Raw genomic sequence first — 26,794 nt, 5'->3', positions numbered from 1 at the left:
CTTAGCAGTAAATTCACCTTTAAGGAGAACATCATGGAGAGATATCCTCGTTCCAACGGCTCGATTGTTTCTAACGCCACCACAGGCCTGCAGGCCTATATGGCCCAGGTTTACGGCTGGATGACCTGCGGCCTGCTGCTGACCGCCTTTGTCGCCTGGTTCGCGGCGAACACGCCTGCGGTAATGCAGCTGGTTTTCTCCAGCCGCATCACCTTCTTCGGCCTGATCATCGCGCAGCTGGCGGTGGTTTTTGTGCTGTCGGGGATGGTGCATAAGCTGAGCGGCGCGGTCGCTACCGGCCTGTTTATGCTCTATTCGGCGCTGACCGGGCTGACGCTGGCCAGTATTTTCCTGCTTTACACTTACTCTTCGATCGCCAGCACCTTTGTAGTGACCGGCGGCATGTTCGGCGTGATGAGCTTTTGGGGTTACACCACGAAGCGCGATCTCAGCAAAATGGGCAGCATTCTGTTTATGGCGCTGATCGGCATCGTGCTGGCATCGCTGGTGAACTTCTGGCTGAAAAGCCCGGCGCTGATGTGGGCTGTGACCTATATCGGCGTGCTGGTGTTTGTCGGGCTGACCGCGTATGACACGCAGAAGCTGAAAAACATCGGTGAGAATATCAACGTGGATGACAAAGAGAATCTGCGCCGCTACTCCATTATGGGCGCGCTGACGCTCTATCTGGACTTTATCAACCTGTTCCTGATGCTGCTGCGTATTTTCGGCAACCGCCGTTAAGGAAAAAGGGGCGAATCGCCCCTTTTTTTACGCCTGTTTCTGCATATCCTGCTGATTTTTATGCCGCAGGCTTTTCGCCCGGCTCTCCAGCCACAGATAGAGCACCAGCGCCAGCAGCAGCGGCGCGATAAAGTAGATCACGCGATAGGCCAGCAGACCCGCGATAATCGCGCCATGCGAAAGATGTTCGCCGCTCAGCAGCGCCAGAAACACCGCTTCCAGCACGCCGATCCCGGCGGGAATATGAATAATCACGCCCGCGATACTGCTGATCAGCAGCACGCCCAGCACCTGCGGGTAATCCACTTTCTGCGCGAACAGCAGCCAGATAATCATCCCCATCACCAGCCAGTTCGCGCTGGAGACGGCAAACTGCAGCAGCGCCATGCGGAAAGAGGGCAGCGCCAGCTTTTGCCCTTTTACCGTCCAGTGGCGGCGTTTGGAAAAGGCGCACAGCGCCAGATAAAACACCACAAAAGCCAGCAGGCCTGCGCCGATGGTTCTCAGCGTGCCTTCGCCGATAAACCAGCCTTTGGGGATTGGCACCGCGCCGCTGCTGAAGACGACGCCGGCGACCAGCACGTAGCCCAGCCAGTTGGTGGCGATACTGAGCGAAAAAATGCGCGTAATGGTGCTGCTGCTCAGCCCAAGCCGCGAGTAGAGCCGGTAACGCATCGCCACGCCGCCGACCCAGGTGCTGAGCGTCAGGTTAAAGGCGTAGCAGATAAAAGAAACCAGCATCACCTGACGCTTTTGCAGCTTGTGGCCGCAATAGGCCTGGCCGATCAAATCGTAGACGCCGTAGGTGAGATAACTGACCGCCACCAGCGCCACCGAGGCGAGGATGGCCGTCCGGTTGTAGTTAGTGATGACGTCGAGCACGTCGTGCCAGTTGACCTTGCGGGCATAGATCACCAGCAGCACCACTACCGCGATAAAAAAGAGGCCGGTAAGGCCCTTTTTTACCCATTTCCAGCGAGCATGTTGCGACATCAGGATTTCGCCCTCTCTTTTTCAGTGGCGGATTCGACACGATCCTGGGTTTCCATTTCCGGCTGAACCGGCGGCGCGATCTGCGCCAGCTTTGGCGTGTGCGCAGGCAGCCAGCCGGCGATGGCCGGGAAATGCCGCAGGAAGTGGAAAACAACGATGCTTTTGCCCAGCTGCCACCAGTTCTGTTTGGGCAGCTTGCTCTCGTCCACGCGTTCACAATCTTCGACCAGCAGGCGCGTCAGCTCGGTGCGCAGCGTCTCGTTAAACGAGCGATCGTGGATCATCAAATTCGCTTCCAGATTCAGCGACAGGCTCAGCGGATCGAGATTGCTGGAGCCGACCGTTGACCAGTAATCGTCCTGAATGGCGATTTTGGCGTGCAGCGGTCGGCGAATATATTCGTAAACCTCCACGCCGCCGCCGACCAGATAGTTGTAAAGCAGCTCTGCGCCCACTTTAACTATGGGCATATCGGGCTTGCCCTGCACGATTAATTTCACCGACACGCCGCGCTGAGCCGCCGATCGCATCTCGCGCAGCAGACGATAGCCAGGGAAAAAATAGGCGTTGGCGATAATCGCCTCGCGTTTGGCTTCGCGCAGCATCTCTATGTAGTGCTGCTCTATATCGTCGCTGTGTTCGTCATTATCGCGCCAGACAAAAAGTACCTGCGCATCGCCCGGCGTCTGATTACGCACGGCACGATGCGACCGGCTATTCCACCAGCGACGAATCGGCTGTTCGCTGTTGATGGCTTCTTTAACGTAGCGCGCGATATCTTCCACCACCGGGCCTTTTACCTCGACGGTGTAATCCTGCTTCGCTTCCGGGCCGTAGCTGGAGTTATGCTCGGCGGAGTAGTTGATGCCGCCGACAAAAGCGATTTCGCCGTCGCAAACCACGGTTTTACGGTGCATTCGGCGGAATACGTTGGTACGCATACCGAACACCGGCTGGCGCGGATCGTAGAAAATAAAGCGCACGCCCGCCGAGGTCAGGCTGCGAATAAACTCCGGCGACAGATCGTTGGAGCCGTAGCCGTCCAGCAGCATCTCGACTTTGACGCCGCGCTGCGCGGCCTCCAGAATCACCTGCTGCAGCTCTTTGCCGACTTCGTCTTCAAAAAGAATAAACGTTTCCAGCAGCACGCTCTCTTTCGCGCGGCGGATAGCCTCAAACACGCGCGGAAAATATTGCTCGCCGTTGATCAGCAGGCGCAGACGATTACCGTCACGCCATTCCATTTTCATAAGTGTATCTCCACAGCTAAAGGCGCGTGATCGGACAGGTGCGACCAGGGTCGCAGCGGTATGGTGTGCGGATCGCTGGTGCCGACGTTGCGGACGTAAATGCGATCCAGCCGTAGCAGCGGGAAGCGGGCCGGAAAAGTCCGTGCCGGACGGCCGGTTTTTCGGCTGAAGACCTCTTCCATCGCCGCTCCCTGTTTTAAAATGTTGTTGGCTTTCAGGCGCCAGTCGTTGAAATCGCCTGCGACCACCACCGGCGCTTCCGGGGGCAGGCTGTTAAGCAAATCGCACAGCATCGCCAGCTGGGCAGCGCGATGAGACTCCCGTAATCCCAGATGCACGCAAACCGTGTGCAGAACCGTTTCGCTGTCCGGTAGCGCGATCTGACAGTACAAAAGTCCTCTTTTTTCCGTGCCTTCCACAGAAATATCCCGGTTTTCAAATGACAAAATGGGGAGGCGAGAAAGCAGGGCGTTGCCGTGATGACCTTCCGGGTAGACGGCGTTGCGACCATAGGCGAAATCGTTCCACATCATGTCGGCCAGAAACTCGTAGTGCGGCGTGGCGGGCCAGTTGGGCACCTTCAGCGAGTGCAGATCGTGCGAGCCCATCACCTCCTGTAAAAAGACGATATCGGCTGAGGTGGCCCTGACCGCGTCGCGTAATTCCGGCAAAATAAAACGCTTATTGGAAGCGCTGAAACCCATGTGCGTATTGATCGTCAGGACTTTTAATGAAAATCCTTGCGGTTTTTGTGACATACTGTGCGCGCTCTCCTCTTCGGATCAGGAAGAGTAAAGTGTAGTCCTTGTCACAAAAGCGTGCTGCTAAGTGTAGATATTTACGGCATTAATTGAGAACTACGGTAGTCTGATGAAATGCGCTGTCGCTTACTGCGGCAGCCAGGCTTGGGCAGATCGCTCTCGGGTCTGCCAGGAGATAAAACATGAAATGGTCCAATCGTATTCAGATTGTCACCGGACAAACCTGTGTCCATATCACGCTGCACCTGCTGCTGATTGCTGCCCTGGTAATGGGTTGGAAGCATCATGCGCTGTTACAGGTCAGCATGGTGCTGGTAGCGATGTATGCCAGCGTCTTTATCGCGATGCTGCCCGCGCAGCGCGTACCGCGTCTACGTCGCCTGGGCGACTTTTTAGAAGACGTCACCACTACTTACTATTTCGGCGCCGCTATGCTGGTGCTTTATCTGCTTTCCCGCGTAGTGCATAACAACCTGCTGCTGGGCTGTGTCGGCGTAGTCATGCTGACCGGGCCGGCCGTTGTGTCGCTGCTGGCAAAAGAGTCAGCGCGTTCGCGTTAAAGCCGGGCGGGCCATCGCGGCCCGCTCCTTCTCACCTGCTGTTTTCCCGCCTGGTTATCACCCTTTTGCCGCCATGAAAGAATATTTCGCTGTGCGTGCGCAACATCTGTTATAATCCGCCCCTTACGCACCGTGGTTTGTGCCCCCTTTCAAGCGTCAGGCTGAGCCTGGCGTCATATTTCCCCCTGGAAACTACACCGCTTGCTGCGGTCAGGGCGGAACCGGAGTCAGTCAACTTTATGTCATTTGATTCTCTCGGCCTTAACGCCGATATTTTGCGTGCAGTCACCGAACAGGGCTATAACGAGCCAACCCCAATCCAGCGTCAGGCGATCCCGGTAGTATTAGGCGGTCGCGATCTGATGGCCAGCGCCCAGACCGGTACCGGTAAAACCGCCGGCTTTACGCTGCCGCTGCTGCAGCTTTTGAGCAGCTCAAGCCCGCATCCGAAAGGCCGCCGTCCCGTCCGCGCGCTGATTTTAACCCCAACCCGCGAGCTGGCAGCGCAGGTCGGCGAAAACGTCCGCGATTACAGCAAGTATCTGGATTTGCGCTCGCTGGTGGTGTTCGGCGGCGTCAGCATCAATCCGCAGATGATGAAACTGCGTGGCGGCGTCGACGTGCTGGTGGCGACGCCAGGCCGTCTGCTGGATCTGGAGCATCAGAACGCGCTGGATCTCTCTAAGGTTGAGATCCTGGTGCTGGATGAAGCCGACCGTATGCTGGATATGGGCTTTATTCACGATATCCGTCGCGTGCTGGCTAAGCTGCCTGCTAAGCGTCAGAACCTGCTGTTCTCCGCTACTTTCTCTGACGAGATTAAAACCCTGGCGGAAAAACTGCTGCACAATCCGGAGCAGGTGGAAGTGGCTCGCCGCAACACCGCTTCCGAGCAGATTACCCAGCACGTGCATTTCGTCGATAAAAAGCGCAAGCGGGAGCTGCTCTCTTTCCTGATTGGCCGCGACAACTGGCAGCAGGTGCTGGTATTTACCCGCACCAAGCATGGCGCCAACCATCTGGCCGAGCAGCTGAACAAAGATGGCATCACCGCTGCGGCGATCCACGGCAACAAGAGCCAGGGCGCGCGTACCCGTGCGCTGAGCGATTTTAAAGACGGCAATATTCGCGTGCTGGTGGCGACCGATATCGCTGCGCGCGGCATCGATATTTCCGAGCTGCCGCACGTGGTTAACTATGAGCTGCCGAACGTGCCGGAAGATTACGTGCACCGTATCGGCCGTACGGGCCGCGCGGCGGCTACCGGTGAAGCGCTGTCGCTGGTCTGCGTGGACGAGCACAAACTGCTGCGTGATATTGAGCGCGTGCTGAAGCGTGAAATTCCGCGCATCGCCATTGAAGGCTACGAGCCGGATCCGAGCATCAAGGCGGAGCCGATTCAGAACGGTCGTCAGCAGCGTGGCGGCGGCGGTGGTGGCGGTCGTGGCCGTGGCGCGCCTGCTCAGGGCAACCGTGGCGGCGAGCGTGGTCAGGGCGGCAACCGCAGCGGCGGCGGTCGTCCACAGGCTAGCGGCGGCGAGCGCGGCCAGTCAGAGCGTTCAGGCAACGGCCCGCGCCGTCAGGGCGAAAGCGCTGGCGCACCGCGCACCAATAAAACCCGTCAGCGTCGCTCTAACCCGGCGTAACGGTTAAAGAATAAGGGGATCGCCAGATCCCCTTATTATCGCTTATCCTCTTTTTTTCTCTGCAACGGTTTGTGACATGCGCGTTTTACTGGCCCCGATGGAGGGCGTGCTGGATTCACTGGTGCGCGAGCTGCTCACCGACGTCAACGACTACGATCTCTGCATCACTGAATTTCTGCGGGTGGTCGATCAGCTTTTGCCCGCCAAATCCTTTTATCGCCTTTGCCCTGAACTGCAAAATGCCAGCCGAACGCCTTCCGGCACGCTGGTGCGTATTCAGCTGCTCGGTCAGTATCCTGAGTGGCTGGCGGAGAACGCGGCGCGCGCGGTGGAGCTGGGCTCCTGGGGCGTCGATCTCAACTGCGGCTGTCCATCCAAAACCGTGAACGGCAGCGGCGGCGGCGCGACTTTACTGAAAGATCCTGAGCTCATCTATCGCGGCGCGAAAGCGATGCGCGAGGCGGTGCCGTCACATCTGCCGGTCACGGTCAAGGTGCGGCTGGGCTGGGAGTCGGGCGAGCGACAGTTTGAAATCGCGGACGCGGTGCAGCAGGCGGGCGCCAGCGAACTGGTGGTGCATGGACGAACCAAAGAAGATGGCTATAAGCCGGAGCGCATCAACTGGCAGGCTATTGGCGACATCCGCCAGCGCCTGAGCATTCCCGTTATCGCCAACGGCGAAATCTGGGACTGGCAAAGTGCACAGGATTGCCTGCGCGTCACCGGCTGCGACGCGGTGATGATCGGACGCGGCGCGCTGAACGTCCCCAATCTGAGCCGGGTGATCAAATATAACGAGCCTCGTTTGCCCTGGCCGGAAGTGGTGGCGCTGCTGCAGCGCTATGTTCAGCTGGAGAAGCAGGGCGATACCGGTCTTTATCATGTGGCGCGCATCAAGCAGTGGCTGGGCTATCTGCGCAAAGAGTACCAGCAGGCCAGCGATCTGTTCAGCCAGGTACGCGCGCTGAAAAGTTCGGGCGAGATAGCGCTGGCTATCGATCGCTATGCGCTGGCGTCGGTTTGAATTACAAATTTGTAACATTTGCGGCGCGCTATCTTAGCCTGCTAAGGGTATAATTTGAGGCTTATCACACTTATTTTCCGGCTTTAACATGTCTGCAATCCCGGCGTTATCCAGCGCACAGCTCAACAAGCGCATTATTTCGGTAGTGATTTTCACCTTCTTTTGCTACCTCTCGATTGGCCTGCCGCTGGCAGTGCTGCCAGGCTACGTGCATAACCAACTGGGCTACAGCTCTTTTGTCGCCGGGTTGATTATCAGCCTGCAATATTTCGCCACGCTGATAAGTCGTCCGCAGGCTGGGCGCTATGCCGATCTGCTCGGGCCGAAAAAGGTGGTGCTGATGGGACTGGCGCTGTGCGGCGCCAGCGGATTGTTCAGCGTGCTGGCGGTTATTTTTCACGCGCCGCTGACCAGCCTTGTTTTGCTGGCGGTCGGGCGAGTGGCGCTGGGTTTTGGCGAGAGCCTGACCTCAACCGGCTCGATGCTCTGGGGCATGAACATTGTTGGCACTACGCAAAGCGCGCGCGTTATCTCCTGGAACGGTGTAGCGACTTATCTGGCGATGGCGATGGGCGCGCCGCTGGGCGTCATGCTTAACTCGGCGTTCGGCATCCCCGGCTTTGCCGTGCTGATTATGCTGATGGCGCTCTTCGGTTTCTGGCTCGCCGCTCGTCGGCCGGCCGTAGTGGCCGCGGTCGGCCAGCGCATTCCCTTCAGTAAAGTCTTTTCCCGCATCTGGCCTTATGGGCTTTGTCTGGGGCTGGGCACCATCGGTTTTGGCACCATCGCCACTTTTATTACGCTTTACTTTTCCAGCCACGACTGGCGCGGCGCGGCCTTTTCGCTGTCGCTGTTCAGCCTGGGCTTTGTCGCTATGCGGCTGATATTCAGCAGTTTTATCGGTCGTTTTGGCGGCATTCGCGTTTCCCTGTTCTCTTTCGCCGTTGAGGGCGTCGGCCTGCTGATTATCTGGCAGGCGCATTCGCCGCTGATGGCGGATATCGGCGCTTTCCTGACCGGCTCGGGTTTCTCACTGATTTTCCCGGCGCTGGGCGTGGAGGCGATCAGGCAGGTGGCGCCGCAGAATCAGGGATCGGCTCTGGGCCTCTATTCCGCTTTTCTCGATTTTGGCCTGGGGATCACCGGGCCGGTCGCCGGACTCCTGATTGGCCGCTGGGGCACGGATTCCATCTATCTGGCGGCGGCAGTGGTTGTCCTGTTTGCGCTCGCGGTAAGCTGGCGGCTGCAATTTATTTCCCGGTCAGCCGCGCAGGCAAACTGACCGGTTTCTGTTAAAAACGGGTAAACAGCCAGTAGAGCGAGGCGGAGAGCAGAATCGACACCGGGAGCGTCAGTATCCAGGCCATCGCCAGGTTGCGTAGGGTAGCAAGCTGCAGGCCGGAGCGATTTGCCGCCATAGTGCCCGCCACGCCGGAAGAGAGCACGTGAGTCGTGGAAACCGGCAGGCCAAAGCCGTCGGCGGCGCCGATGGTCGCCATCGCCACCAGCTCGGCGCTGGCCCCTTGCGCATAGCTGAGGTGCGCCTTGCCAATCTTCTCGCCTACCGTTACCACTATTCTGCGCCAGCCCACCATCGTCCCTAAACCGAGCGCGACGGCGACCACGACTTTTACCCACCAGGGAATAAAGCGCGTGGCGTTGTCCAGTTCGGCCTTCAGCGCGTCCAGATCCCGTTGCGTCTGCGCAGGCAGCTTAAACTGCGGATCGCTCTTCAGATGCTTAATAGTTTCGGAAGCGAGATACATGTTATTACGCGTATTGGAAACCGCCTGCGCCGGAATTTTATCTACCGTGCCGTACTGACGGATCTGATCGCCAATGGCGCCGGTTAGCTGCGCCAGCGCGGGCAGCACCTGCGGCGTCAGCGTATCGGTGCGCACATAGTCCGTCAGCACGTTATAGGGCGAGGCGGGTAACGGCACGCCGGGCGACTGCCGCAGCAGCTCCTGCTGCGTGACGGTGGCCAGCGCCGCCACGCGCGGACTCTGTTCCGCAGGAATAGAGCGGTTAAGCGCATAGGCCATCGGCATGGTGCCAACCAGGATCAGCATAATCAGCCCCATGCCTTTCTGCCCGTCATTGGAGCCGTGCGCGAAAGAGACGCCGGTACAGGTCAAAATCAGCAGACCGCGGATCCAGGTCGGCGGTTTTTTATTGCCCTGAGGCGCGCTATAGAGGCGACGATTCTTTACCAGACGCTTCATCAGCAGCAGCAGCAAACCCGCGCAGACAAACCCCACTATGGGCGAAAACAGCAGCGCATAGCCTACTTTCAACGCCTGATCCCAGTCCACGCCGCTGGTGCCGGTACGGCCGTGGATCAGCGCATTCGCCACGCCGACGCCGATAATAGAGCCGATAAGCGTATGGGAAGAGGAGGCGGGCAGGCCGAACCACCAGGTGCCCAGATTCCAGAGAATGGCGGAGAAGAGCAGGGCATAAACCATCGCAAAGCCGCCGCCGCTGCTGGTCTGCAAAATCAGCTCAACGGGCAGCAGCGAGATAATGCCAAAGGCCACCACGCCGCTGGAGAGCAGCACGCCTAAAAAGTTAAAAAAGCCTGACCAGATCACCGCCACGGTCGGCGTCAGCGAATGGGTATAGATCACCGTCGCCACCGCATTAGCGGTATCGTGAAATCCATTAACGAACTCAAAGCCCAGCGCGATCAGCAGCGCCAGCCCGAGCAGCAGATAAGGCACATAGCTGGTGCTGGCGCCGCCCGCGTCGGTCACGTCGTTAAACAGGTTCACGCCAGCGAAGGCGATACCCAGCAGCGTCAGCAGAATAAACAGCAGTACGGAGAAGCGACTGTTTTTGCGAAACACGGGACGGCTGTCCGCCGCCTGATAGTGCGGAATGGCGCTATTGTGGCTCATAAATCCTCTTTGCTGTCAGCGAAAAAAGAGACACCGGTCTGCTGAAGGTGTACGCAGCGATGATGACAGTAAGATGACCATGCGGACGCAGGCTGATTTTTATTGTCCTGGCGTCCGGCCCGATAACGCCTGGCGTGATATGAATCGCCTTATTTATCAGATATATCCGCCTGCTTAGCGTGACGTTTATCAACTAAGGTATAAGCATCGCCAGCTACGCCGTTTTAAAGGATTGTCATGCCCTATTTTTTGCGCCGCTTCGTCGGCCTGATGCTGCCGCTTTTGCTGGCGGCAGGAGCCGCTCACGCCGATACGGTCTGGATGAAAAACGGCGATCGCCTCAGCGGCACGGTGCGATCGTTAAGCGACGGCAAGCTGGTGATGGACAGCAGCTATGGCGGCACGCTTTCGCTGGACTGGAAAGCGGTCAGCACGCTCTCCAGCGAAAAGCCGATAGAGGTGCGCAGCGGCAAAACGGTATTTAAAGCGCAGCTGGACGCCGCCGATCGCGGTTTTATCGTGGTGCGGCGAGGCGAAGATGAGCAGCGTGTGGGCGTCTCTCAATTCGAAGAGTTTATGAAGCCTAAACCTAAAACCGATGCGCTGAGCTGGACCGGGAATATTGATGTGGGAGTCAGCCTGAAAAAAGCCTCCACCCATACGCAGGATTCTCACTTTGCTTACAACAACAAAATCAACGTAGGCAAATGGCGTAACGACTTCGGCGGCACCTATACGCGCGAAAAAGAAGACGACACCATGAATACCGAGAACTATAGCCTGCGTTACGCGCTGGACTATCAGTTTCAGCAGCAGCTGTTCTGGCAGGGCAGAGCCAGCTATAAGCGCGACTGGGTAGAGGATTTATCGGAGCAGGCGCTGATCGGCACCGGACCGGGCTATCAGTTCTGGGACAACGAGCTGGGTTCTTTTTCGCTGGCGCTGCTGGGCGGCGCTTTTAGCTATGGCTATAGCGACGGCAGCGCCGACAGCCATCTCGGCGCGTCGCTGCGCTGGGACTATCAGCGCTTCCTGCAGGGCCGCAAGCTCGTATTGTTCAGCCGCGGCGACGTGGGCCACTCGCTCGACGGCAATATTTTCACTATGGATGCGGAAGTCGGGCTGCGCTATCAGCTGACCAGCTGGTCTTCGCTGAATATTTCATACGGCCACGATCTGGTCAGCGGCACGCGGGATACGCTAAACGAGCGTAATTTTACCACTGGCCTGGGACTGAAATGGTAGCAACAGCGGTTTAATGGCGTAACGGCAGCATCGAAGGCTCGAAAAATTGATATGAGCCGTCACGCCTCGCTTTTGCCTGGTACATCGCTATATCGGCGGTTTCGAATAGCATTTTGACCGAGTCCGTGCCGCACTGTGCAAGGCTGATACCGATAGCGGCTCCGATCCGCACTTCCATGCCATTGACAGAGAAAGGGGTATCCAGACTTTCAATAAGGCGGCTGGCGATAGCGGACGCCGCTTCGCGATCGCGGCACTTCGCTGCTACCACAAACTCGTCTCCGCCCAGGCGAGCCACCGAGTCGCCCGGACGCATACAGCTTTGCAGGCGTTCGCTTACCTGCTGCAGCAAAACGTCGCCCGCCGCGTGTCCCATCGAATCATTAACCGCTTTAAAGCCGTTCAGATCGATAAAGAGAAGCGTGGTGTAGGCCAGATCGTCGCTCTGTGCGAGCATAAAGCCAACCTGGTCGTTGATCCAGGCCCGGTTGGGTAGACCGGTCAAGGGGTCAAAGGTAGCCAGTTTCTCGAGCTGGCGGATTTTTTCCTTGTCGCGAGTAATGTCGCGCGAGATCAGTACCGCGCCAATGTTTTTGCCTGTGGAAGGATCGCTGACGCCGCAAGCTTTGGTGCCAAGCGTAATGTAGTGACCGTCGCGATGTTGTTTATGCACCTCTACTACGTCCGGCAGCACGCCACCGTTAAAGATATGCAGAAGCGCTTCTGTGGCGGACGCGCGGTCGTCAGGATGCAGGAAATCCACTACTGCCCGGCCTGTCATTTCCTCGGCTGACCAGCCTATCATTTTGCTGTAGGAAGGCGAGATCGACACGTATTTACCGTTCGCATCGCAATGGGCGATCAGGTCAGTGCTGTTTTCGATCAGCAGGCGGTATTCCGCTGCCGTGCGCAACGCATCCTCAAGCGCTTTGCGCTGTGAGGTGATATCAAGAATGAAGCCGCTGTATTGCAGATGGGAAGCGCCAGCCTGGCCATCCGGCAGGCCGGAAACAATGACGCGTCGCGTCGTCCCGTCCAGACAAGCGATCGGCACTTCAAGATGAAAAGGGGTCATCAGTTCCAGCGCCGCAGTAAGCTGGCGCGCGATTCTGGCATCATCATCAGCCTGCGCCAACCTCAGCCATGCGCTCAGCGACACGCCTTTCATGGCGGGCATCAGGCCGGCAGGGTTTTCATGACTGGTGATGCACGTGCCCTGGGCGTCCGTGGACCAAACGGCGGAAAGAACAGGTTTTAATAGAGTATTCATGGTGATCGGTCCGTTATTTGCTGACGAGACTGAATAATAATGCCCGCCATCACTGACCTTTTGCTCGCGGTTATGGCTGCCCCCACAAACTCGCGGGTGCCGCAGTAAAAGGTTCGCGAATGTCGGTGATGAGCGGCGGCCGAGGTTGCAGTCCAGCAGCAGAGGCTATTGTGCCGCGTTATCCGCATAACCAGGCGGGAAATCTTCAGGATCAGCAGTGTTAGTTTTATGGTTATCGGCCGATCGACGCGAAATCTTTAATAAACCCCGCATTATGCGGCAATGGGCAACCTAATCCTGCATGGCAGCTTCACGTGCGGATTCAGCGGAATGATGTTGAGGCGTGTTCGCTTAAAAGGAAGCGTCCGTGCTTCCGCGTTAGTTTGCACATCAAAGCCAGAAACTTATCTCACCACGAAGTCGTAGCAAAAGGCCAGGCGGCCTTCCTGCTAAGCCCAGTCGCGGCCGCAAGCATTGCCGATAATCAGGCGGTAGTATTGATGTTACGTCCGATTGCCGGGTTTGCAGGTAGCTGAGGGATAGCGTTGACGATCCCGGCGGCCAGCGACTGCTGACTATCCAGTGATTTCTTGAGTACCAGCGTGCTGACTTTATTACCAAGTTCCATGTTATCAAGGCCGGTAGCCAGTGAGGCTATTTGTGATACATCCATCTTGCTCTCCTGATTAATATAGCGGACAGGGTATTGAAAGCGGCTTTACAGAAAGCCTGAAACGGGTATCGGCGTTTTCGGGATAATCTTTAAGTCTGCGGTGGCGCTAATAGTGCTTAACCGACAGGATGACGGCCGAAAAAAAACGGGCCATCAGGCCCGTTTTTCAGTTTGCGCGCCGTTAAGACTGCGCTGGCGTCACCAAAGTGGCTGCCGGTTTAGTGGTTTTATCGTAAACCGGGCCTGGCTGGGCAGGCACCACGAAAGTGCTGTTTCCGGCAGCCGGATCCTGCTGCTCTGGCGCCGCCTGGCCATCTGTGGCAGCGGGCGCATTTTCCGCAGGCTGTCCGTCTACGGTTGGGGCGTCGACGGCTGGCGCGGCGCCGCCTTCGACGTTAGCGCCCTGAGGCGTTACCGGCGTGGTTGGCTGCTCCTGCGGCTGCGCCTGATTGTTTTCCTGTACCGGGATCGGCGCGGCGTAGCCGTTGCCTGCAGCGCCGTTAATCTTGGTCGGCATACCGGTACGAGCTTTCAGCGCGGCTTCCAGCGTGGCGCTGTCGACGCTGGCGTCGCTGACCACTTTATTGACGGCGGCGGTCAGGGTCAGCGGAACAGGCTCGCGGGAGTTAAACTGCTCTTCGGTCTGCGACAGCGGGTTATGCACCTCGATATAGCGAGAACCGTCCGGCTCAACGCTGGCTTTCACCGGCTGGTCGATAAACTGCACGCGGGTGCCGACCGGCACGTTGTCGAACAGCCATTTGATATCGTCGGCGCGCAGGCGCACACAGCCGTGGCTGACGCGCAGGCCGATGCCGAAGTTGGCGTTGGTGCCGTGAATAGCGTACAGGCGGCCGATATAGAGCGCGTACAGGCCCATCGGGTTATCCGGGCCGGCCGGGAAGATCGGCGGCAGAGGCGAACCGGCGGCGGCAGCATCTTCATGCATCTTTTTGGTTGGCGTCCAGGTCGGGCCATCTTTTTTGCTCTGCACCGTGGTGGTCCAGTTTACCGGCGTATCCTTGCCCAGTTCGCCCACGCCAATCGGCAGCACGACCACTGTTTTGGTGCCTTTTGGATAATAATAAAGACGCATTTCCGCACTGTTGATCACGATGCCTTCACGCGGCGCGTCCGGCAGGATCAGCTGCTGAGGAATAATCAGCTTGCTGCCCGCTTTAGGCAGATAAACATCCACGCCAGGGTTGGCTTCGAGCATATTGCTCAGGCCCATCTGATACTGGGCGGCAAATGCCTCCAGCGGCAGCTTGCTCTCCGCAGGCACGGTAATTTCAATGTTTTCGCCAAGCAGACGGCTGTTGGCGGCGGGCAGGTTGTAAATCACGGCAAAAGCAGACTGGCTGTAAGCGGTGACGGCCAGCAGTAAAGTGGCTAACGCGCGGATGCTCTTTTTCATATTCTTCAAGGTATAGCGCCATGTAAACTGTGGATAAAGGAGCCTGTGCAGAACGGCTGCGACCGGCTGCACATTATATGGTCATAACTCGTCAGGAATAAACCTGCATTTACAGTTAAGCGGCCAGATTTACCAGACAATAATTTTCTGAAAAGCCGCTCAGGGTTGCCATAAGGGATCGTCGCCGTTGAGTTTACGATTCAGGAAAAAGGCCGCGCTGATCAGCGCCAGATGACTGAGCGCCTGCGGCGTATTGCCTAATGCGAAGCCCTGATGATCGAACTCTTCGGCATACAATCCCAGTGGATTGGCATAGCTTAGCAGCTTTTCAAATTCGAAATGGGCTTCGTAAACCCGACCGGCGCGCGCCAGACACTCGACATACCAGAATGAACAGGCGACAAAGGCGCCTTCCGTACCTTCCAGCCCGTCCGCTGGCGTTTCAGCGCGATTATAGCGTTTGACCAGCCCATCGTTGACCAGCTGATCTTTAATGATATCCAGCGTAGCCAGCCAGTCGGCGTCGGTGGCGCCGACGAACCTCACCAGCGGCATCAGCAGCATAGAGGCATCGACGAAATCGCCGTGACGCGTGGCGACGAAGTGGCCTTTTTCCTCGTTCCAGAAGTTGGTCCAGATATCCTCACGGATCTCGTCGCGAACGCGCAGCCAGCGCTCATAAGGGAATGAAAGCGAGCGCTTCTGGCCCAAACGTATCGCCCGATCCAGCGCCACCCAGCACATCAGGCGCGAGTGCAGAAAATGCTCCGGTTCGCCGCGCATCTCCCAGATGCCCGCGTCGGGCTGATTCCAGTTTTCGCCAACGTAATCGATCATTTTACAGACGTGCTGCCAGCCGCGATGAGAGATCGCTTCGCCATATTTATTGGCCAGATAGACGGCATCCATCAGCTCGCCGTAGATATCCAGCTGTTTCTGGCTCCACGCGTCGTTGCCGATACGCACCGGCGTAGAGTTGGCGTAGCCGGACAGATTAAGCAGCTCGCTTTCATGCAGCTCGGTGCCGCTGTCCAGGCGATACATCACCTGCAGCTTCTCCACGTCATGATGGCTGTTTTCCACGCAGCGTCCGACCCAATGAGTGAAATGACGGGCTTCATCGACGTAACCCAGCCGCATCAGCGCGTACATGCTGAAAGAGGCGTCGCGCAGCCAGGAAGCGCGATAGTCCCAGTTGCGTTCGCCGCCCAGCTCTTCCGGCAGGCCGAAAGTCGCGGCGGCGGCGATGGAACCGTGTTTCCAGGAGGTCAGCAGCTTCAGCGTTAGCGCCGATCGGGTCACCATCTCCTGCCAGCGGCCGCGATAGGTGCTTTGCGCGCTCCAGTCGCGCCAGAAACGCAGCGTTTCCTGGAAGCAGAGCGCGGTTTTCTCTTCATCCACTTTCTCATCATCCGCGCAGCCCAGCACGAACTCCCGATGTTCACCGGCACCGAGCGTAAAGGTCGCCGTTGCCGCATTGCCTTCCGCCGCAAAATCGACTTTTCCGCTTAGTCGAAGCGCAGGGTGATTTTCCGCGCAAAAGGTTACGCCATGCTGATCGACCGTGGCGCGAGTTTCCGCTCGCGCATAGTCGTGTACCGGCGCGCAGCGCAGGGTAAAAGTCGCTTCGCCATGCACCACTTTTACCCGACGTATCAGGCGTGGCTGGGTGTCTTCCCGATTGCACAACGGCATATAGTCGGTGATTTCCGCCACGCCGCTGCGATCCAGCCAGCGGGTTTGTAAAATATTGGTGTCGGGCAGATAGAGCTGTTGACGGCGCGCTTCCGGCCAGTTGGGTTGAATGGCGAAAAGCCCGGCGTCGTCGCCATCCAGCAGCGCGCTGAACACGGATGGGCTGTCGAGATCCGGCCAGCAGAAGTAGTCGATAGCGCCGTCGTTGGCGACCAGCGCGCAGGTTCGCAGGTCGCCGATAACGCCGTGATCCTCAATTTTTCTTTTTATCTCGCTCATGCCCTTCCTCTGGTTTCGGGTCGTGTTTTTTAACTATAGACAGCGGCTGGCGGAGCCGACGTCAGGAAGCGCAAGCAAGTGTAAACGCCGCTGAAATTACCTCATCTATACTTAGCTGTTCGATCACCACCGAGGAGAGATCCATGAGTAAAGCAGAGCGTAAAGTAGCCGTCGTCACCGCCTCCGACTCCGGTATTGGCAAGGCCAGCGCCATTATGCTGGCAGAGCAGGGATACGATATCGGCGTGACCTGGCGATCGGACGAAAAGGGCGCGCAGGATACGGCGAACCGGGTTCGCGAACTGGGCCGCAGAGCGGAGATCGTTCAGCTGGATCTGGCCGACGCGCAGGAAGGCGGCAAAGCGCTGGAGGCGCTGATCGGCAAACTTGGCCGCATCGACGCGCTGGTCAATAACGCCGGCACCAACGAGCAGGCGGATTTTCTGGAAACCTCTTTCGAAGCCTGGCGGAAAGTGTTTACCGTGGATGTGGACGGCGCTTTCGTCTGTGGACAGATTGCCGCGCGTCATATGGTGCAGCAGGGCGACGGCGGCAGGATCGTTAACATCACCTCCGTGCATGAGCATACGCCGCTGCCAAACTCCGTGGCCTATACCGCCGCGAAGCACGCGCTGGGCGGCCTGACCAAATCAATGGCGCTAAGCCTGATGCCGCATAACATTCTGGTGAATTCGGTGGCGCCTGGCGCGATCGCCACGCCGATGAATGAGATGAGCGATGACGACGCTCATAACGTCTCTATCCCGGAAATTCCGGCAGGCCGTCCTGGCGACCCGCGTGAAATCGCCAGCATGGTCGCGTGGCTCTGTTCCGAATGGGCAAGCTACACCAGCGGCCAGTCTTTCGTGATCGACGGCGGTTTTACCCTGGCGAATCCGCAGTTTTATATCCAGAAATAGTCGAGGGAGATTGCCGATCGTGCAGCAGCCAAAGAGAATAAGGCTTTGTTCTCTTTGGCTGCCAGTTTAGTCGTTGTCCGGCTGACGCGCGGCCCGGCGTTTAAACCACATTCTCGCGCCCCAGACCAGCGCCACGATCAGCGCCACCCAGAAAATCTGCTTGAGATGATGATCCAGTTTATGCAGCCACGGCGCGATAACCTGGCCGCCGACGTAGCCCAGCGAGACGAATATCACCGCCCACAGCATCGCGCCAATCACATTTAGTAGCATAAACTTTTGCGGCTTAAGGCGGCTGGAACCGATAATAATCGGCCCGATAATCCTCAGGCCGTACATAAAGCGCACGCCAATCACAAACAGCACCGGTTTTTTGCGGATTAGCCTGTTGGCTTTATCTATCTGCTTTTGGTGTTTTTTGAATTTCTTCAGGATGTTCGCGCCGTAATAGCGGCCGAGAAAAAAGAGCGCGGTATCGCCCAGGATGCCGCCCGCCATGGCCACCAGGATCACCAGCCCGTAGTGCAGCAGCCCTTCATGAGCCGCCACGCCGCCTAACAGCGTAAAAGTTTCCCCTTCGGCAAGACAGCCTAAAAACAGCGCCACGTAACCGTACTGCTCGATCAGATGAGTAATATCCATTTGTCCTTGCTCCTGCGGTAAATGCGCCGAAAGCCTTTAGTCTAAACGCTGACGGCTATAGCGCGTTAAAAGTTGCCGGAAAGCGTAAATTTTTTCGTAACAAACAGAAGCGCTTAGCCTGCGGCGTACGCGTTTAAAAAATAAACAGTTCACCATCGTTTATACTTTATCCTGACCCGCCAGCCCGCTGCGGCTTCCCGAAGATTAAGGAGTGAAGATATGAACCATGTCTGGGGACTTCTTGCGCATCCTGACCGTGAAATGCGCGATATCCGGCAAGAAAACGAAACCGTCTCGCACCATTATACGCATCATGTCTTACTGATGGCGCTGATCCCGGTGATCTGCGCCTTTATCGGCACAACCCAGCTCGGCTGGGATTTCGGCGCCCAGCGCACCGTGCAGCTGACGCTGATTAACGCCTTTGCCCTGGCCATTCTCTTTTACGCGCTGATCCTGGGCGGCGTAGCGGTGATGGGCCGGGTTATTCACTGGATGGCGCGTGACTATCCGCAGCGGCCCAGCCTGCAGCGCTGTACCGTTTTCGCAGGCTATGTCGCCACGCCGCTCTTTATCAGCGGTCTGGTGGCGCTCTATCCGCTGGTCTGGCTGTGCGTCTTTGTCGGCGCGCTGGCGCTGGTCTATACCGGCTATCTGCTTTACCTCGGCATCCCGATGTTTTTGAATATCGACCGGGAAGAGGGCCTGCGCTTTTCCGGCTCCACGCTGGCTATCGGCGTGCTGGTGTTTGAAGTGCTGATGGCGCTGACCGTTATCCTCTGGGGCTACGGCTACCGCCTGTTCTGACCGCCGCCGCCGTCGGGTTTCCGACGGCGGATCGGTAACGCCCGGATACGAATATCCCTTAGGAAAAAGATTAGCCTCAGGCGTATGATAACGCCGCCAGCTTCCGCGCGGCGTCTATTGTGCGGCGGCGGCGTATGGCCCGACCATACCTGAACCACTACCCAATAAAGTTTTCAATAATGCCTGCAAAAATTCGCTTGTCTCTTCTGAGTCTGGCTTTGCTTTTTACCGGACAGGTTTTCCCGCATCAGGCCGCCGCCAGTCCGCGCGCAGCGGCAGCCGAGTCGCTCTCACAGCCGCAAATCGCCTCAGGCAGCGCGATGATTGTCGATCTCAATACCAATAAAGTGCTCTACGCCAGCCATCCCGATCTGGTGCGGCCGATGGCCTCCATTACCAAGCTGATGACGGTGATGGTCGCGCTGGATGCGCATCAGCCGATGGATGAGATGCTGAAAGTGGATATCAGCCATACGCCGGAAATGCGCGGCGTTTTCTCCCGCGTCCGGCTTAACAGCGAGATCAGCCGTAAAAATATGATGCTGCTGGCGCTGATGTCTTCGGAAAACCGCGCCGCCGCCAGCCTGGCGCACCATTATCCTGGCGGCTATGACGCCTTTATCCGGGCGATGAACGTTAAAGCGCGCGAGCTGGGCATGACCCATACGCGCTATGTAGAGCCTACCGGGCTGTCGATTCAAAACGTTTCCACCGCGCGCGATCTCACTAAGCTCCTGATCGCCACCAAACGCTATCCGCTGCTGGGCCAGCTGAGCACCACGCATGAAGAGATGGCGACCTTCGCCAATCCAGCCTATACCCTGCCGTTCCGCAACACGAATCATCTGGTCTATCGTCCGGACTGGAATATCCAGCTGACCAAAACCGGCTTTACCAACCAGGCGGGCCACTGTCTGGTGATGCGCACCGTGATCAAGCAGCGCCCGGTGACGCTGGTGGTGCTGGACGCTTTTGGAAAATATACTCATTTTGCCGACGCCAATCGTCTGCGTAGCTGGCTGGAAACGGGCAAAGTGTCGCCGGTTCCCGCTGCGGCGCTGAGCTATAAAAAGCAGAAGGCCTCTGAAATGGCCAGCAATGACGGTAACAGCGACGTTATCGAATAGTTAAACATCCGCTGGTTTTCGGACGGGCAAGCGCCTAAAATAGCGCGCGTTTGCCCGCCCGATGGGCTGATATCTGGAACTCTTCATGTCTACAATAACGACTTTTTTCCGCGCCTGTCTGCTGGCGCTGCTGGTCTTTTCCCCGACGCTGGTTTACGCCGCCGACGATAACGGCAGCGAGCCAGCCGTTGAAGCGCCAGCCAAAATCAACGCCGCCGTTGAACTGCCGAAAATGCAGAAAGTGCTGGATAAAATCAAACAGCAGGTTTCCAGCGAAAGCAACGATGGCAAACTGAGCGCGCTGAACGATATGGCGCTGGAGCTTTCCAGCGATGCCGAGACGCTGGCGCAGGCGATTGCGCCACAGCGCGCCCAGCTGCAGGCTCAGCTGGAGGTGCTTGGCCCGGCGCCGAAGCCGGAAAGCGGCGTCAAAGAGACGGCGGAAGTCACGGCTAAACGTAAAAATCTGCAAAGCCAGAAAAGCAAAATCGACGATCAGATCAGCCAGGCGGAAGCGATCAAAACCGGCGCGGTCAACCTTTCCACGCAGATCGTCAATTTGCGTCGTGACGCGCTAAAAACCCAGCTGGCGCTGAACGCGGGCAGTATTCTGGGGCCGCGCTTCTGGGCGCCGCTGTTCAACGGACAGAGCGGCGATAACGACAAGGTAAAAGGGTTCCTCGGTGAGCTGGCGGATACGGCGGTGCTGGCGGCTTCGCCGGAGTGGCGCGTCGGGACGCTTTTCTGGATTGTGCTGGCTGGCCTGACGGCGACTTTCGGACGTCGCTATATGGAAGAGTTTCTGGCGTGGGTCGGCATTCATCGCCTGCCGGAAGGGCGCCTGCGCCGCAGTTTCCTTGCTGCCGCTATCGCGCTGACCACGCTCGCCGCGGTTGTGCTGGCCTTTAATTTCCTGAACCTCGCCTTTACCCGTCATCCTGATGTGACGGACGACGTGCGGGAATTCGCCGACAAGCTGGTTGGGCTGAGCATTTTCTGCGGGCTGATCGCCGGTCTGGGCAGGGCGTTTCTCTCCACGCGTCGACCTTCCTGGCGTTTGCCGACCATTTCCAACGAGGTCGCGCTGGCGCTGAAGCCGTTCCCGCCGCTAATGGCCGGTTTGGTGTTTCTCTTTCAGGCGCTGGAAAACCTTAACAGCAGCGCCAACACCAGCGTCGCCACCACTGTTCTGGCGAACGGCATTACCGCGCTGCTGATTGGCGCGGCGGCGCTGTCGATTAGCTTCCGCACCAACCGCGTGCGTCGCAAACTGGTGCTGGAAGGCGCGCAGCCGGAGGCGAAATCGACGCTGGTCGGCCTGATCCAGATGGCGATTACCCTGACCGGCGTGGCGATTATGGTCACGCTGGCGATCGGCTACGTCACGCTGGCGCGCTTTTTAAGCTACGAGCTGATTTGGGCGGGCATCGTGTTCGGCTCTTTCTATATTCTCAGCCATCTGGTTGCGGACGCCTGTGAATCGCTCTTCTCCACCAGCAACGCCACCGGCAAAGGTATCCAGCGCTCGCTGAATATCGATGAGCGCCATCTTTCTCAGGTCGCCGCGCTGCTGGGCGCGCTGGGGAAAACCGTACTGGTGCTGATCGCCGCGATGGCCTTGCTTAACGGCACTTTCAGCAGCGCCACGCCAATTGAGCTGGTGCAGAAAGCCATTGAGTTCTGGGGCGGCAAGGGCCTGGAATCGCTGAATATCGTTCCGGCGCACGTGCTTAACGCGCTGCTGTGCCTGATTGTCGGCATCTATGTGCTGCGCTCCGTCAAGCGCTGGCTGGATCAAGATTTCCTGCCGAAAACCACCATGGATACCGGGATGCGCGTCTCGCTGATCACGCTGTTCAGCAACGTGGGCTACGTACTGGTGATCCTGCTGGCGCTGTCGGTGATGGGCCTGCAGTGGAATAAGCTGGCCTGGATCGTCAGCGCTCTGTCGGTCGGTATCGGTTTTGGCCTGCAGGAGATCGTTAAAAACTTTATCTCCGGCCTGATCCTGCTGACCGAACGTCCGGTGAAAGTCGGCGACCTGGTCAGCATCAGCGGCATTGAAGGCGATATTCGCCGCATTAACGTGCGCGCCACTGAAATTCAGCTGGGCGACAAATCCACGGTCATCGTGCCCAACTCGCAGTTTATTTCGCAAAACGTACGTAACGCCACTATGGGCAACGCGCAGGGCGTAGCGACCATTACGCTGACTTTCCCACTGGATATCGATCCGGTGAAAGTGCGCCAGCTCCTGCTGGATGTCTATATTGAGAACGAGCGTATCCTGGAGACGCCAGATCCGTCGGTGACGTTTAAAGATCTGACGCCAGCGGGCATCGTGCTGGCGGTGACCGGTAACGTCGCCAGCCCGCGCCAGGTCTCCGGTGCGAAAAGCGATCTGCTGTTTGATATTCTGACGCGGCTGCGTAAAGAGGGCATCGTGCTCTCCACGCCGCAGACGATGATTGTCGAGCAGCGCAATGGACAGAAAGTGGTGGTGCAGGACGGCGAGGCTTAAGGCGCTTGCGGCTTAAGCCAGCGCTATTAAATCGGTACGAAAAGGTAGTGTTCGTACCGATTTTAGCCTGGCTAATGCGTTAAGGTCAGTTCAGTTAATGACCGGCTTTAAGGCTGAACCCCTACAGATGGCGCTCCGGGTTTTTCCCGCAGCCGCACGCCATCCAGTTTTTCGCTTTAGTGGTTTTCCCGATGCCGGGATTAAAGCTATTAGTGGGATCGAGCTGCTGATAGAAAGCTTTCAGCTGCGGTTTGGCCTGATAAAGATGGCCGACGTTGTGCTCGGCCGGATATTCCGCGCCGCGCTCTGCGAGGATCTCCAGCATCTTCTCTTTCAGCGCGTGCGCGTCCACGCCTTTTTTCACAATGTAATCCTGATGGAAAACGTGGCAGAAAAAATGGCCGTAATAGAGCCGATGTACCAGCGCGTCGTCAAACTCCGGCGGCAGTTTCTCGAACCAGTCGCGGTCGTTGCGGCGTAAAGCGATATCCAGCGCCAGAATATCTTCTACTTCCTGCTGATGCACCGCGTGATAGCGCACGGCCGCGCCCGCCGCCGCGAAACGGTGCAGAAAGGCTTTGCCGCCTTCTTCCGGCGTGCATTCAAAAAATTCGCCGTCCGCCGCGCGGAAATAGTCCTGCAGATAGCGGCGCGCTTCTTCCACGCCGGGGCCAGCCATTTTCAGCATCAAATGGTGCTCAAAGCGATCGCGATAAGCCTTAAGCCGACGCGGAAGGTGCGAGGGCAGCAGGCCGCTGATTTTCTGCAGCGCGCGATCGGTAAAATTGGGTTTGATAAAAGAGAAGCGCTTAAACAGTGCGTCGGCGCGGCCTTTCAAGGCAAAAAACAGCGGCATTTTGTCGGTGCCAAGCTTATCTATCATCACAAAAGTATCTTTGCCGTAAACTTCGGCGATATCGAACATATCGCGATGCAGATATTCGCCGGCGACCGGCAGCTCGCTGAAATGACTAAGAATATGGCGGCGCAGTTCATCCAAAACCTCGGGCCGGTTGGTGCCGATATAAAAAACCTGCTGTGCTTTCTCACTGGCGAAGGTATCCAGCCGCACGGCGAACACGGCCAGCTTGCCCGCGCAGCCGGACGCTTCAAACAGCCTGCGCGTATCGGCGTTAAAACGCGAAGGCGTATCCGCTTCCACCTCGCGCACGCGGTCGGCGTAGTCGTGATCCGAAGCGTGGCGCTGGTCGTTTCTGACATCTTCCGGCCGCCAGGTGTCATCGTCCAGCCGTCCGAGGATCTGCTCCGGCGTGCTGCCCAGTTCGATTCCCAGATGATTGACCAGCGTCAGCTTGCCGCTGGCGTCTTTCTGCGCATAGAGCGCCATTTCGCTATAGGCGGGGCCGCGCTTGATCAGCGAACCGCCGGAGTTGTTGCAAATGCCGCCCAGCACCGACGCGCCGATGCAGGAGGAGCCGATCACCGAATGCGGCTCGCGGCCCAGCGGCTTAAGGATTTTCTCCAGCTGCCAGAGCGTGCTGCCGGGAAACGCCAGCACCTGTTTACCTTCGTTAAGCAGCTGAATTTTATCCATGCGGCGCGTGCTGATAATCACGATATCGCGGTCGTAATGGCCGTTAGGCGTCGACCCCTCGGTCAAACCGGTATTGGCGGCCTGCATCAGCACGATAGCGTCGGCCGCTACGCAGGCCTGGAGGATTCGCCACTGCTCCAGCAGCGTGCCGGGGAACACCACCGCCAGCGCTTCGCCTTCGCCGGAGCGAAAGCCTTTGCGATAGCGTTCGGTTTTTTGCGGATCGGTCAGCAGATGAGCGCGCCCGACGATGCGCGCCAGTTCAGAAACCAGCGCGCGGCCGGTCGGTGAGGGTCTGTTCATATCCATGTGTCCTTTTTTTACGCACGCCATAACTTTAGCATCGCTGAATCATTACGGGCTTTAACAGCCTGAAAACTACCTGCTATTCTCAACTTATGGCACACTCGCTGCTTTCCGTCCGAGCCGTTCACCTGAGAGAAACCAACCTGATGAAATGGATTTGTTCTGTTAGTTTTGCCGTCGCGCTGGCGCTGCAGCCAGCCTTTGCCGACGGCAATTTCGGGCAGCATCCGCTGACGCCCGAAGCCCGCGACGCCTTTGTCAGCGATCTGCTGCAAAAAATGACGCTGGATGAAAAAATTGGCCAGCTTCGGCTAATCAGCGTCGGGCCGGATAACCCGAAAGAGGCGATCCGGGAGATGATCAAGCATGAGCAGGTCGGCGCGATTTTTAATACCGTCACTCGTCAGGATATTCGTGCGATGCAGGATCAGGTGATGCAGCTCAGCCGCCTGAAAATTCCGCTGTTTTTCGCCTATGACGTGGTGCATGGCCAGCGTACCGTTTTCCCTATTCCGCTGGCGCTGGCGGCCAGCTGGGATCTGGACGCGGTGGCGACGGTAGGGCGCGTCTCGGCCTATGAAGCGGCGGACGACGGCCTGAATATGACCTGGGCGCCGATGGTGGATGTGACGCGCGAGCCGCGTTGGGGCAGGGTATCGGAAGGCTTCGGCGAAGATACTTACCTGACTTCGGAACTGGGGCGCACGCTGGTGGAATCGATGCAGGGCAAAAGCCCGGCGGATCGCTATTCGGTGATGACCAGCGTAAAGCACTTCGCCGCCTACGGCGCGGTGGAAGGCGGTCGCGACTACAACACGGTGGATATGAGTCCGCAGCGGCTGGCCCAGGATTATCTGCCGCCTTATAAAGCGGCGCTGGACGCGGGCAGCGGCGGCGTGATGGTGTCATTGAACTCCATTAACGGCGTGCCGGCCACCTCTAACAGCTGGCTGCTGAAGGATCTGCTGCGTGACGACTGGAAGTTTAAAGGCATCACCATAAGCGATCACGGCGCCATCAAAGAGCTGATGAAGCACGGCGTCGCCAGCGATCCGCAGGATGCGGTGCGTGTCGCTATCCAGTCCGGCGTCAATATGAGCATGAGCGACGAATACTACAGCAAGTACCTGCCGAATCTGGTGAAAAGCGGCGCGGTCAGCATGGCGGATATCGACGACGCGACCCGTCACGTGCTGAACGTGAAATATGATATGGGGCTGTTTAACGATCCTTACAGCCATCTTGGCCCGGCGCAGAGCGATCCCAAAGACACCAATGCCGAAAGCCGCCTGCACCGGCCGGAAGCGCGCGATGTCGCCCGCAAAAGCATCGTGCTGCTGAAAAATCGCCTTGAGACGCTGCCGCTGAAAAAATCGGGCACCATTGCGCTGATCGGGCCGCTGGCCGACAGCCAGCGTGACATTATGGGGAGCTGGTCGGCGGCCGGCGTTGCTTCGCAGTCCGTGACCGTGCTGGAAGGCATGAAAAACGCCACGGCTGGAAAAGCGACGGTGCTTTACGCCAAAGGCGCTAACGTCAGCGACAACAAAGGCATTCAGGACTTCCTGAACCTGTATGAAAAAGCGGTGACGGTGGATGCGCGTACGCCGCAGCAGATGCTGGACGAAGCCGTTGAGACGGCGAAAAAATCGGATGTGGTGGTGGCCGTGGTGGGCGAGGCGCAGGGTATGGCGCATGAAGCTTCCAGCCGCACCGATATCACCATTCCGCCTTCGCAGCAGGCGCTGATTAGCGCGCTGAAGGCGACCGGCAAGCCGCTGGTGCTGGTGCTGATGAATGGCCGTCCGCTGGCTATCGTTAAACAGAGCCGCGAGGCGGATGCGCTGCTGGAAACCTGGTTCAGCGGCACCGAAGGCGGCAACGCCATCGCGGACGTGCTGTTCGGCGACTACAATCCGTCCGGCAAGCTGCCGATGTCCTTCCCGCGTTCGGTTGGCCAGATCCCGATCTACTACAACCATCTGAACACGGGTCGTCCGTATGATTTTGCGAAGCCGAATAAGTACACATCGCACTATTACGACGCGGAAAACGGCCCGCTTTATCCGTTTGGTTATGGCCTGAGCTACACCAGCTTTAAGGTTTCGCCGGTGAAGCTTTCAGCGAAAACCATGCCGCGTAACGGCACGGTCAACGCTTCGGTGACGGTGACCAATACCGGCAAACTGGACGGTGCGACGGTGGTACAGATGTATCTGCGTGACCAGGTCGCCAGCATCAGCCGTCCGGTAAAAGAGCTGAAGGGCTTTAAGCGCATCATGCTGAAGGCGGGCGAGTCGCAGACCGTGACCTTCCCGATTGATGTGAAAGCGCTAAGCTTCTGGAACGCCAAAATGCAGCAGGTGGCGGAGCCAGGCAAGTTCAGCGTGATGATCGGGCTGGATTCCGTGCGTACCAGCGACGCCGAGTTCGATTACCTGTAAAACGGAAGAGGCGAG

General features: G+C 57.9%; 21 protein-coding genes. 11 read left to right on the top strand and 10 right to left on the bottom strand.

Annotation, left to right across the window (positions count from 1 at the left end; translation table 11 throughout):
• Positions 1 to 33 precede the first annotated feature (33 nt).
• Positions 34 to 744 (top strand): Bax inhibitor-1/YccA family protein, encoded by a 711-nt coding sequence (locus MKZ79_RS08525; RefSeq protein ID WP_336141256.1) that lies wholly within the window; start codon positions 34 to 36, stop codon positions 742 to 744.
• A 27-nt stretch (positions 745 to 771) separates the two neighbouring features.
• On the opposite strand, the gene MKZ79_RS08520 is transcribed toward MKZ79_RS08525, so the two are convergent.
• From MKZ79_RS08520 to MKZ79_RS08510, 3 genes are read right to left on the bottom strand one after another with little or no spacing between them, the layout of a single operon-like run.
• Positions 772 to 1,737, bottom strand: a complete 966-nt coding sequence (locus MKZ79_RS08520) for a lysylphosphatidylglycerol synthase domain-containing protein (RefSeq protein WP_442897133.1) — start codon at positions 1,735 to 1,737, stop codon at positions 772 to 774.
• On the bottom strand, positions 1,737 to 2,987 hold the full coding sequence (gene clsB / locus MKZ79_RS08515) for a cardiolipin synthase ClsB (protein ID WP_336141255.1): 1,251 nt from the start codon (positions 2,985 to 2,987) through the stop codon (positions 1,737 to 1,739). Before clsB ends, MKZ79_RS08520 begins: the two co-directional genes overlap by 1 nt.
• Positions 2,984 to 3,745: an endonuclease/exonuclease/phosphatase family protein gene (locus MKZ79_RS08510; protein WP_336141253.1), complete on the bottom strand. Its 762-nt coding sequence runs from the start codon at positions 3,743 to 3,745 to the stop codon at positions 2,984 to 2,986. Before MKZ79_RS08510 ends, clsB begins: the two co-directional genes overlap by 4 nt.
• Before the next feature lie 185 nt (positions 3,746 to 3,930).
• On the opposite strand from MKZ79_RS08510, the gene MKZ79_RS08505 reads away from it, so the two are divergent.
• The 4 genes from MKZ79_RS08505 to MKZ79_RS08490 all read left to right on the top strand — a co-directional run bounded on the left by MKZ79_RS08505 (position 3,931) and on the right by MKZ79_RS08490 (position 8,260).
• Positions 3,931 to 4,308 carry a YbhQ family protein gene (locus MKZ79_RS08505; protein ID WP_336141251.1) on the top strand — a complete coding sequence of 126 codons (378 nt, stop codon included), beginning with the start codon at positions 3,931 to 3,933 and terminating at the stop codon, positions 4,306 to 4,308.
• Between the two features lie 239 nt (positions 4,309 to 4,547).
• Entirely contained in the window at positions 4,548 to 5,954 is a 1,407-nt protein-coding gene (rhlE, locus tag MKZ79_RS08500) for an ATP-dependent RNA helicase RhlE (protein WP_336141250.1), read from the top strand.
• Between the two features lie 76 nt (positions 5,955 to 6,030).
• On the top strand, positions 6,031 to 6,978 hold the full coding sequence (gene dusC, locus MKZ79_RS08495) for a tRNA dihydrouridine(16) synthase DusC (RefSeq protein WP_336141248.1): 948 nt from the start codon (positions 6,031 to 6,033) through the stop codon (positions 6,976 to 6,978).
• 88 nt (positions 6,979 to 7,066) lie between these two features.
• Positions 7,067 to 8,260 carry an MFS transporter gene (locus MKZ79_RS08490; protein ID WP_336141246.1) on the top strand — a complete coding sequence of 398 codons (1,194 nt, stop codon included), beginning with the start codon at positions 7,067 to 7,069 and terminating at the stop codon, positions 8,258 to 8,260.
• Between the two features lie 10 nt (positions 8,261 to 8,270).
• Here MKZ79_RS08490 and MKZ79_RS08485 read toward each other — a convergent pair whose 3' ends face one another.
• Entirely contained in the window at positions 8,271 to 9,878 is a 1,608-nt protein-coding gene (locus MKZ79_RS08485; protein WP_336141244.1) for an inorganic phosphate transporter, read from the bottom strand.
• A 237-nt stretch (positions 9,879 to 10,115) separates the two neighbouring features.
• Between MKZ79_RS08485 and MKZ79_RS08480 the strand changes: the two genes are divergently transcribed.
• Positions 10,116 to 11,123, top strand: coding sequence for a DUF481 domain-containing protein (locus MKZ79_RS08480; protein ID WP_336141242.1), 1,008 nt, complete (start codon positions 10,116 to 10,118; stop codon positions 11,121 to 11,123).
• Between the two features lie 10 nt (positions 11,124 to 11,133).
• Here the strand turns inward: MKZ79_RS08480 and MKZ79_RS08475 are convergent, their stop codons facing one another.
• From MKZ79_RS08475 to MKZ79_RS08460, 4 genes are all read right to left on the bottom strand, one after another.
• Positions 11,134 to 12,393, bottom strand: coding sequence for a diguanylate cyclase domain-containing protein (locus MKZ79_RS08475; RefSeq protein ID WP_336141240.1), 1,260 nt, complete (start codon positions 12,391 to 12,393; stop codon positions 11,134 to 11,136).
• 484 nt (positions 12,394 to 12,877) lie between these two features.
• Positions 12,878 to 13,066 carry a YjfB family protein gene (locus tag MKZ79_RS08470; protein ID WP_336141238.1) on the bottom strand — a complete coding sequence of 63 codons (189 nt, stop codon included), beginning with the start codon at positions 13,064 to 13,066 and terminating at the stop codon, positions 12,878 to 12,880.
• A gap of 181 nt (positions 13,067 to 13,247) precedes the next feature.
• A complete protein-coding gene (locus MKZ79_RS08465) occupies positions 13,248 to 14,483 on the bottom strand; it encodes a L,D-transpeptidase family protein (protein ID WP_336141236.1) in 1,236 nt (411 codons plus the stop codon).
• A 159-nt stretch (positions 14,484 to 14,642) separates the two neighbouring features.
• Positions 14,643 to 16,457 (bottom strand): glycoside hydrolase family 15 protein, encoded by a 1,815-nt coding sequence (locus MKZ79_RS08460; protein ID WP_336141235.1) that lies wholly within the window; start codon positions 16,455 to 16,457, stop codon positions 14,643 to 14,645.
• 143 nt (positions 16,458 to 16,600) lie between these two features.
• Between MKZ79_RS08460 and MKZ79_RS08455 the strand changes: the two genes are divergently transcribed.
• Positions 16,601 to 17,377: an SDR family oxidoreductase gene (locus tag MKZ79_RS08455; protein WP_336141231.1), complete on the top strand. Its 777-nt coding sequence runs from the start codon at positions 16,601 to 16,603 to the stop codon at positions 17,375 to 17,377.
• Between the two features lie 66 nt (positions 17,378 to 17,443).
• Here the strand turns inward: MKZ79_RS08455 and MKZ79_RS08450 are convergent, their stop codons facing one another.
• The gene (locus MKZ79_RS08450) at positions 17,444 to 18,019 is read right to left on the bottom strand and encodes a DedA family protein (RefSeq protein ID WP_336141229.1); all 576 of its coding nucleotides are present in this window, start codon (positions 18,017 to 18,019) and stop codon (positions 17,444 to 17,446) included.
• Between the two features lie 219 nt (positions 18,020 to 18,238).
• On the opposite strand from MKZ79_RS08450, the gene MKZ79_RS08445 reads away from it, so the two are divergent.
• The 3 genes from MKZ79_RS08445 (at position 18,239) to MKZ79_RS08435 (ending at position 22,474) form a co-directional block, all read left to right on the top strand.
• Positions 18,239 to 18,826 (top strand): Yip1 family protein, encoded by a 588-nt coding sequence (locus MKZ79_RS08445; protein WP_336141227.1) that lies wholly within the window; start codon positions 18,239 to 18,241, stop codon positions 18,824 to 18,826.
• A gap of 179 nt (positions 18,827 to 19,005) precedes the next feature.
• On the top strand, positions 19,006 to 19,953 hold the full coding sequence (gene pbpG, locus MKZ79_RS08440; RefSeq protein ID WP_336141226.1) for a D-alanyl-D-alanine endopeptidase: 948 nt from the start codon (positions 19,006 to 19,008) through the stop codon (positions 19,951 to 19,953).
• A gap of 85 nt (positions 19,954 to 20,038) precedes the next feature.
• Positions 20,039 to 22,474 (top strand): DUF3772 domain-containing protein, encoded by a 2,436-nt coding sequence (locus MKZ79_RS08435; protein WP_336141225.1) that lies wholly within the window; start codon positions 20,039 to 20,041, stop codon positions 22,472 to 22,474.
• 121 nt (positions 22,475 to 22,595) lie between these two features.
• On the opposite strand, the gene dld is transcribed toward MKZ79_RS08435, so the two are convergent.
• Positions 22,596 to 24,332 carry a D-lactate dehydrogenase gene (gene dld, locus MKZ79_RS08430; RefSeq protein WP_336141224.1) on the bottom strand — a complete coding sequence of 579 codons (1,737 nt, stop codon included), beginning with the start codon at positions 24,330 to 24,332 and terminating at the stop codon, positions 22,596 to 22,598.
• 149 nt (positions 24,333 to 24,481) lie between these two features.
• On the opposite strand from dld, the gene bglX reads away from it, so the two are divergent.
• Positions 24,482 to 26,779: a beta-glucosidase BglX gene (gene bglX / locus MKZ79_RS08425; RefSeq protein WP_336141223.1), complete on the top strand. Its 2,298-nt coding sequence runs from the start codon at positions 24,482 to 24,484 to the stop codon at positions 26,777 to 26,779.
• Positions 26,780 to 26,794: the final 15 nt, after the last annotated feature.

Source organism: Erwinia sp. CGal63 (genome assembly GCF_037026505.1).
In the GTDB taxonomy this organism is placed as follows: Bacteria; Pseudomonadota; Gammaproteobacteria; order Enterobacterales; family Enterobacteriaceae; genus Erwinia.
This window is presented reverse-complemented; position numbering and strand designations above follow the sequence as displayed.

What these genes read in the sequence shown, in the direction of transcription:
- MKZ79_RS08450 (WP_336141229.1), bottom strand. Translation starts at nt 18,019, where the DNA reads ATGGATATTACTCATCTGATCGAGCAGTACGGTTACGTGGCGCTGTTT.
- MKZ79_RS08465 (WP_336141236.1), bottom strand. Translation starts at nt 14,483, where the DNA reads ATGAAAAAGAGCATCCGCGCGTTAGCCACTTTACTGCTGGCCGTCACC.
- MKZ79_RS08470 (WP_336141238.1), bottom strand. Translation starts at nt 13,066, where the DNA reads ATGGATGTATCACAAATAGCCTCACTGGCTACCGGCCTTGATAACATG.
- dusC (WP_336141248.1), top strand. Translation starts at nt 6,031, where the DNA reads ATGCGCGTTTTACTGGCCCCGATGGAGGGCGTGCTGGATTCACTGGTG.
- MKZ79_RS08480 (WP_336141242.1), top strand. Translation starts at nt 10,116, where the DNA reads ATGCCCTATTTTTTGCGCCGCTTCGTCGGCCTGATGCTGCCGCTTTTG.
- MKZ79_RS08510 (WP_336141253.1), bottom strand. Translation starts at nt 3,745, where the DNA reads ATGTCACAAAAACCGCAAGGATTTTCATTAAAAGTCCTGACGATCAAT.
- rhlE (WP_336141250.1), top strand. Translation starts at nt 4,548, where the DNA reads ATGTCATTTGATTCTCTCGGCCTTAACGCCGATATTTTGCGTGCAGTC.
- MKZ79_RS08520 (WP_442897133.1), bottom strand. Translation starts at nt 1,737, where the DNA reads ATGTCGCAACATGCTCGCTGGAAATGGGTAAAAAAGGGCCTTACCGGC.
- dld (WP_336141224.1), bottom strand. Translation starts at nt 24,332, where the DNA reads ATGAACAGACCCTCACCGACCGGCCGCGCGCTGGTTTCTGAACTGGCG.
- MKZ79_RS08455 (WP_336141231.1), top strand. Translation starts at nt 16,601, where the DNA reads ATGAGTAAAGCAGAGCGTAAAGTAGCCGTCGTCACCGCCTCCGACTCC.
- pbpG (WP_336141226.1), top strand. Translation starts at nt 19,006, where the DNA reads ATGCCTGCAAAAATTCGCTTGTCTCTTCTGAGTCTGGCTTTGCTTTTT.
- MKZ79_RS08475 (WP_336141240.1), bottom strand. Translation starts at nt 12,393, where the DNA reads ATGAATACTCTATTAAAACCTGTTCTTTCCGCCGTTTGGTCCACGGAC.
- bglX (WP_336141223.1), top strand. Translation starts at nt 24,482, where the DNA reads ATGAAATGGATTTGTTCTGTTAGTTTTGCCGTCGCGCTGGCGCTGCAG.
- clsB (WP_336141255.1), bottom strand. Translation starts at nt 2,987, where the DNA reads ATGAAAATGGAATGGCGTGACGGTAATCGTCTGCGCCTGCTGATCAAC.
- MKZ79_RS08460 (WP_336141235.1), bottom strand. Translation starts at nt 16,457, where the DNA reads ATGAGCGAGATAAAAAGAAAAATTGAGGATCACGGCGTTATCGGCGAC.
- MKZ79_RS08505 (WP_336141251.1), top strand. Translation starts at nt 3,931, where the DNA reads ATGAAATGGTCCAATCGTATTCAGATTGTCACCGGACAAACCTGTGTC.
- MKZ79_RS08435 (WP_336141225.1), top strand. Translation starts at nt 20,039, where the DNA reads ATGTCTACAATAACGACTTTTTTCCGCGCCTGTCTGCTGGCGCTGCTG.
- MKZ79_RS08525 (WP_336141256.1), top strand. Translation starts at nt 34, where the DNA reads ATGGAGAGATATCCTCGTTCCAACGGCTCGATTGTTTCTAACGCCACC.
- MKZ79_RS08445 (WP_336141227.1), top strand. Translation starts at nt 18,239, where the DNA reads ATGAACCATGTCTGGGGACTTCTTGCGCATCCTGACCGTGAAATGCGC.
- MKZ79_RS08485 (WP_336141244.1), bottom strand. Translation starts at nt 9,878, where the DNA reads ATGAGCCACAATAGCGCCATTCCGCACTATCAGGCGGCGGACAGCCGT.
- MKZ79_RS08490 (WP_336141246.1), top strand. Translation starts at nt 7,067, where the DNA reads ATGTCTGCAATCCCGGCGTTATCCAGCGCACAGCTCAACAAGCGCATT.